7 protein-coding genes and 1 pseudogene are annotated in these 5,656 nt (G+C 66.5%); 4 read left to right on the top strand and 4 right to left on the bottom strand.

Annotation, left to right across the window (positions count from 1 at the left end; translation table 11 throughout):
• Positions 1-118: pseudogene (locus AC1D12_RS22885) on the bottom strand (ATP-dependent Clp protease proteolytic subunit); the annotation flags it as partial.
• Between the two features lie 89 nt (positions 119-207).
• Between AC1D12_RS22885 and AC1D12_RS22880 the strand changes: the two are divergent.
• Entirely contained in the window at positions 208-1,011 is an 804-nt protein-coding gene (locus AC1D12_RS22880; RefSeq protein WP_477826462.1) for a sigma-70 family RNA polymerase sigma factor, read from the top strand.
• Positions 1,008-1,739, top strand: coding sequence for a hypothetical protein (locus tag AC1D12_RS22875; protein ID WP_477843053.1), 732 nt, complete (start codon positions 1,008-1,010; stop codon positions 1,737-1,739). The genes AC1D12_RS22880 and AC1D12_RS22875 overlap by 4 nt, the downstream gene beginning before the upstream one ends.
• Before the next feature lie 30 nt (positions 1,740-1,769).
• On the opposite strand, the gene AC1D12_RS22870 is transcribed toward AC1D12_RS22875, so the two are convergent.
• Positions 1,770-2,345: a TetR/AcrR family transcriptional regulator gene (locus tag AC1D12_RS22870; RefSeq protein WP_477826464.1), complete on the bottom strand. Its 576-nt coding sequence runs from the start codon at positions 2,343-2,345 to the stop codon at positions 1,770-1,772.
• A gap of 122 nt (positions 2,346-2,467) precedes the next feature.
• Between AC1D12_RS22870 and AC1D12_RS22865 the strand changes: the two genes are divergently transcribed.
• Positions 2,468-3,154, top strand: coding sequence for a glutathione S-transferase family protein (locus tag AC1D12_RS22865; RefSeq protein ID WP_477843051.1), 687 nt, complete (start codon positions 2,468-2,470; stop codon positions 3,152-3,154).
• An 82-nt stretch (positions 3,155-3,236) separates the two neighbouring features.
• Positions 3,237-4,019 carry an NPP1 family protein gene (locus AC1D12_RS22860; protein WP_465112273.1) on the top strand — a complete coding sequence of 261 codons (783 nt, stop codon included), beginning with the start codon at positions 3,237-3,239 and terminating at the stop codon, positions 4,017-4,019.
• On the opposite strand, the gene AC1D12_RS22855 is transcribed toward AC1D12_RS22860, so the two are convergent.
• Together AC1D12_RS22855 and AC1D12_RS22850 are read right to left on the bottom strand one after the other, a co-directional pair.
• A complete protein-coding gene (locus tag AC1D12_RS22855) occupies positions 3,977-4,429 on the bottom strand; it encodes a cupin domain-containing protein (protein WP_477843049.1) in 453 nt (150 codons plus the stop codon). The two genes, AC1D12_RS22860 and AC1D12_RS22855, sit on opposite strands and share 43 nt — an antisense overlap.
• Positions 4,430-4,510: 81 nt before the next feature.
• Positions 4,511-5,656, bottom strand: a 1,146-nt coding sequence (locus tag AC1D12_RS22850; protein WP_477843047.1) for a right-handed parallel beta-helix repeat-containing protein, incomplete at its 5' end; no start/stop codon positions are given.

The raw sequence follows: 5,656 nt of genomic DNA, 5'->3' as shown, positions 1-5,656 counted from the left end.
TCACGTCGGTGACGGTGCCGAAGATCAGCAGCGTGCGGGCCTTGAAGGCCTTCTCCTCCAGGTAGGAGGTGCGGGGCTCGGTGGCGCCGGAGGGCGACACGGTGTCAGGGGTTTCCATCGTGGGATCCTCGTGGTTGAACTGCCTTGACGAACGAGGCGAGGCTGGCGTGACACCGACCCGTGGCCGGGCTGTGGCAAGCTGCGCCGATGCACGACGAACGCAAGCAAGCCCTGATCGATGCCGACCACCGTCGGCTGGTGCGCGCAGCCACCCGCCTGCTGGGCCCGGCGGACGCCGAGGATGCCGTGCAGGACGCCTACGTCCGTGCGCTGGAGGCCGACACCGAAGCGCTCAACGCCGCCCAGGCCTGGCTGCTCACCGTGGTGCGCAACCTGGCGATCGACCGCCTGCGCCGGCGCCAATGGATGCAGCACTGGCTGGAGGCGGAGATGAACGCCGGCGACACGGCCTCGTCCTCATCCTCGCCTTCGGCCGAGATGGATGCGGCGCTGGCGGAAGAGGCGGCCCAGGCCCTGCGCCTGCTCGCGGCCCATCTGACGCCGGCAGACGGCGCCGCGGTGCTGCTGCACGAGGTGTTCGAGATCGACCACGCCGAGATCGCGCGGGCCGGCGGCAGGTCCGAACCCGGCAGCCGACAGCAGTTGCGGCGGGCGCTGTTGCGGCTGCGGCAAGCGGGTCGCGCAGCGGAATCGCGGCCTCGCCCCGAACCGGCCGCGGGCGAAGAGGCCGTCTTCCGGGTGTACCTGCAGTCGCTGCAGCTGCGCGATCCGCACACGCTGTGGGCGCTGCTGCGCCAGCCGCCGGTCAACGCGTCGATGGGGATGCCTGCCATGGCCGTCGAAGCTGCATCGACATCGCCCGCGACCGCCTGCAGCGTCGTGCAGGTGGGCGGGCAGTTGGGCCTGGTGCTCACGCTGGACGGCGTCACGCTGTCCGTGTTGCCGCTGGGTGTGCAGCCCGAGCGCGACCGGGAGCCCTCGCTGTCATGACGGACCTGCCGATGCAGGACCAGACTCTCCTGCGCGAAGCCACCGTGGAGGAGCGTGCGGCGATTGAAAGCCTGCTGGTCAGGTTGCCTTCGGCTGCGACCCGTTGGAAGCATGGTGCCGAGAACGCCTTTGTCTTGTGGGCGGCCAGCCTGCTGAGCGTTGTCGTCATCTGGCTCGTCATCGGCTGGGCCCTTGGAAAGGCACTCTCCGTCGACMTCGGGTTGTACAGCTCCGCATCGCGGTGGGTCATCGGATTGGCCGTCCCGATCTGTGCGCTCTACGCCGTCACGTCGAGCGTCCTGTGGACTCGATCCCTGACGGACCACCGGCCCCTGTTGCGCGACGACCTGGCAAGTTCCAAGGTGATCGAAGAACGGTATGAGTTCGCCGAGGCCAAACGCTTTCAGGAGCCGGAGCACGGCGGACTGATCTACATGCTCCGCAGTGCCTCGGACAACGTGCTCGCCGTCTACGACCATGAGAGCCAGACGCTGGGCCTCGACGGACAAGATCCGCTGACCAGCAGATTCAAGCCGCTGTCCATGCTCACGCTCGTCAGAGCGCCAAAGAGCGGATACGTGCTCAGCAGCCAATCATCCGGTCGTCCACTGCATGTGGGTTCGCCCGAGGACCTCCTGGTGGATCCCCGAGACTGGCCGGAACAACACGAGCGCTGCGACATCCCGTGGGATCAGCTGGAAGTCAGGTTGGGTAACGCTACCCGTTGACGACCTTTCGATCAACGACCGAACACCAGCTCAGTCGAACAGCCCCGCCGCGGCGTAGGCCGACACGATCTCGTCGAAGACCTTCACGTCGCCGCGCCCCCGGGCGACCAGCTGGGCGCCTTCGATGGCCGCGAAGATCGCGAGCGCCCGGGAGGTCAAGTCCAGCGGGTTCTTCCGCGGATGCCGCTCGGCCAGCACCTCGGCCAGCCAGCGCGTGTTCACCGAGGTGAACCGATCCACCTCCACGCGCACGGCATCCGGCAGGTCGCGGTACTCGGCCGACAGGATCCCGCACAGGCACATGCGGTTGTCGTTCTCCAGCGCCCTGCGGAAGATCGCGGTGTAGGCCTCCATCCGCTGCCCGTGGTCCGCGGACGAGGCGCGCAGCTCGTCGAGGAACGCAACCGCCTCGTCGACATACCGGCTCGCCAGCGCGGCCGCCAGGTCGCCCTTGGTCGGGAAGTGGTAGTGCACGCTGGCGCTCTTGATGCCGACCTCTTTCGCCAGTTCGCGAAAGCTCAGCACGTTGTAGCCGTGCGCCTGCACCACCAAGCGGGCCGCCTGCAGGATGCTCTCTCGGGTGTCCGTGCGCGGGTCTGTGCTCATGGGCTCACTTTATCACACTACCTATCAGTAGATCAGATTGACAACGAGCATCACTCCACCTACAGTCCGCCGCTTACCTATCGATCGATAGATAGTCAATCAACCTGATTTGAAACCTCACCATGAAGATCCATGACCGCCCCGGCTTTCCCAACCCCGCCCGCATCCGCATCGTCCTGGCGGAGAAAGGGCTCGACGCGCAGTTCGAGTTCGTTCCGGTCGACCTGATCGGCGCCGAGCACAAGCAACCGGACTTCCTCGCGAAGAACCCATCGGGCGTGCTGCCGGTGCTCGAACTCGACGACGGCACGTTCATCTCCGAGTCCACCGCCATCACCGAATACCTCGACAACCTCGACGGCAAGCCGACATTGACCGGCCGCACGCCGCGCGAGAAGGCGTTGATCCACATGATGCAGCGGCGCGCCGAGGCCTATGTGCTGGACCCGGTCGGGCTGTACTTCCACCACGCCACGCCGGGACTGGGTGATGCGCTGCAGGCCTTCAAGAGCCCCGACTGGCAGGGCCGCGCCGAGATGGGCCAGCGTGAAGCCGAGAAAGCCAAGGCCGGCATGAAGTACTTCGACGACGTGCTGGCCGACCAGGACTTCCTGGCCGGCGACGCCTTCTCGATGGCCGACATCACGCTGTTCGCCGGATTGATGTTCGCCGACGCCGCCGGGCTCGGGGTGCCAGCAGAACACAGCGCCCTGCTGCAATGGCGCGAGCGCGTCGCGCAGTTGCCGAGCGTGAAGAACCGCAGCGGCCAGGCCTTCCTGCCGTTCGACCTGAAGCGCATGGGCTTCTAGCGCGGGTCGCCACGGGTCGCGTCATGTCGACGACACAGTTGCCGGCCAGCATGGGAGCCTCTCCACTTCCCTGCCCTGCACCATGATTCGAACTGCCTGCACTGCGACCCTCGGCCTGCTGCTCGCCGCCACCGCCATGGCGGACGACTTCTACCGCCTGGACGCGGCGCTGCCCGCCAACGTCGACATCCGCGCGAGCTACCCGGTGTTCGATTTCGATACCGACGGCTGCCTGCCCAGCGCCGGCATCAGCCGGCAGGGCCAGCAGAACGGCGGGCTCAAGCCGTCCGGCAGCATCACCGGCGGCTGCCGGCCCGGCAACTTCCTGGACACGTCCAACACGCTGCACCGCCACGCCTGCGTCCGCAGCGGCGGCGACATCTATTGCGGGCACTTCTACGCGCTGTACTTCCTGAAGGACCAGATCAGCGCGCTGGGCGGCGGCCACCGGCATGACTGGGAGCACGCTGCCGTCTGGACGAAGAACGGCGTGGTCACCCATGGCGGCTACAGCGCGCACGGCAAGCTCTACAACCAGGAGATCGGCACGCTGGACCAGCAGGACGGCCACCTGAAGATCGTCTACCACAAGGATGGCGCGCTGACGCACGCGATGCGCTTCGCCAAGTCGGGCGAGGTCGCCGAGAACGGCTACGGCCGGTTCGTCACGCCCAACATCGTCAGCTGGCAGGTGCTCTGGGGCGACGGCCTGAGCAACGCCCAGATGCGCGCGAAGCTGGATGCCTTCGACTACGGCTCGGCCAGCATCCCGCTGCGTGACGACAATTTCCTCGGCAACCTCAACAACTACAAGCCGGCGTCCTATCCGGCGTTCACCAGCGCGAGCCTCGATTCGGCAGGCTGACCTGCGGCATCGGTCCAGATGTCGTCCGGCAGCGAGCGATCACGCAGACAGACCCGATCGTGGTCCGGGTAGGTGATTCGATCGACGGGGGCTCGCGTTCCCACGACCAGGCATCGCGTCGGGCCGGAACTCCTGTTCTCCAGGTAGTGCCCGATGGCGACGCCGGCCTTGAAGGTGGCCGCGTCGCCGGCACGCATGGCCGTCTCGGTGCTGCCTTCGACCACCGTGATCTCGCCGGCGAGGACATAGACCATTTCGTCCTCGGCGCTGTGCCAGTGCTTGATGGACGACCGACACCCCGGTTGCAGGACTTCGATGAAGGCACCGAACTGCGTGAGTGCGCCGGCTTCGCTGATCCACAGCGTCTGGTTCGGCTCCGAAGAGCCTTCGACCGGGTTGACCTCGCTCACGAACTGCGCCGGGCTGAAAACGGGCATGCCGATGACTCCTTCAGATGAGGTGGAGTCCGGATTCTGAGCCACCTTCCTTCGTCAACGCTCGAACGCTCCGAGATCCGGTGCACTTCCGGTGAACGGAAGCCCGACGTCGACGCCCTTGTCGATCAGGCCGCTGGTCGGCGCCAAGCGCAGCTGCGGCAGCACGGGCAGGCTGCCGTCGGCCTGCCGGGGCGCATCCCATCCGGCGGTCGACACGCTCTGGAACTCGGCATCGGACAGCGTCACGGCCAGGTTCCATGAGTTGAACTGGGCGTCGGTGCCGTCGACATGGGACAGCAGCATGCCCGTGAAGGCGATGTTGTTCCTGAGCGTGCCAAGCCCCACCGCCGCCCCGTCCGCACGGATACCGAGCATGTCGTAGTCGGGGTGGTTGCCGTAGCTGGTGTTGTTGAAATAGTCGTTCGCCAGCGGATGGTGGTTGGCGTAGATGCCGGCCGCCTTGTTGCTGAAGGCCACCGAGAAGCGCACCGTGTGCTTCACCGCGTTGTCGACGTACACGCCGCCGTAGCCGCCGGCCTTGATGCCGTTGCCGTTGCCCGCAGGCACCGGGGTGGTCGTGCCGGGCAGGTAGCCTTGCAGCCAGGCCCAGGAGTTCTCGATCGTGACGGGCGAGTAGGCGTTGATGAGGTCGAACCCGTCGTCGGAATTCCACCAGGCGCGGCAGCCGCGGAAGACGTTGCCGGGATGGTTGGCCGAGATGTGGGCGCCGAAGCCGTCGGCACTCTGGCCCGCGCCATTCGACGTCAGCGGGTCGTAGTTGTGGTGCGAATCGGTGTTCAGCACCAGGTTGTCGCTGCCGTCGTGGATGAACAGTCCCGGCCCCATGTGGTGGTGCGTGTCGAGCTGCTCGAAGATGTCGTGGCTGCCCGAGATCCAGACGCCCCACGATTCGTGGTTCAGGTTGTTGTTCTGCGGTACGCCCCGGATCTCGAGTCCCTTGAGGTGGACCCAGCTGCCGGTCACGTTGAAGCCCTTGATGCGGCAGTCGTCGGTCATTCCGGAGAAATCGAAGACCGGCTTCTCGCCGGGATAGGCCCAGTAGCGGATCGGGTCCTGCGGCGTCCCGCTCTTGTCCAGCGTGATCGCGTTGACGGTGTCCTGCCGGCTGGCGCAGGTGTTGACACCGGCGGTGTAGGTGTAGGTTCCGGCGCGCAGGTACACCGTGTCGCCGGGCGAGAC

It is taken from the genome of Rhizobacter sp. P1_G5, from assembly GCF_056405435.1.
This window is presented reverse-complemented; position numbering and strand designations above follow the sequence as displayed.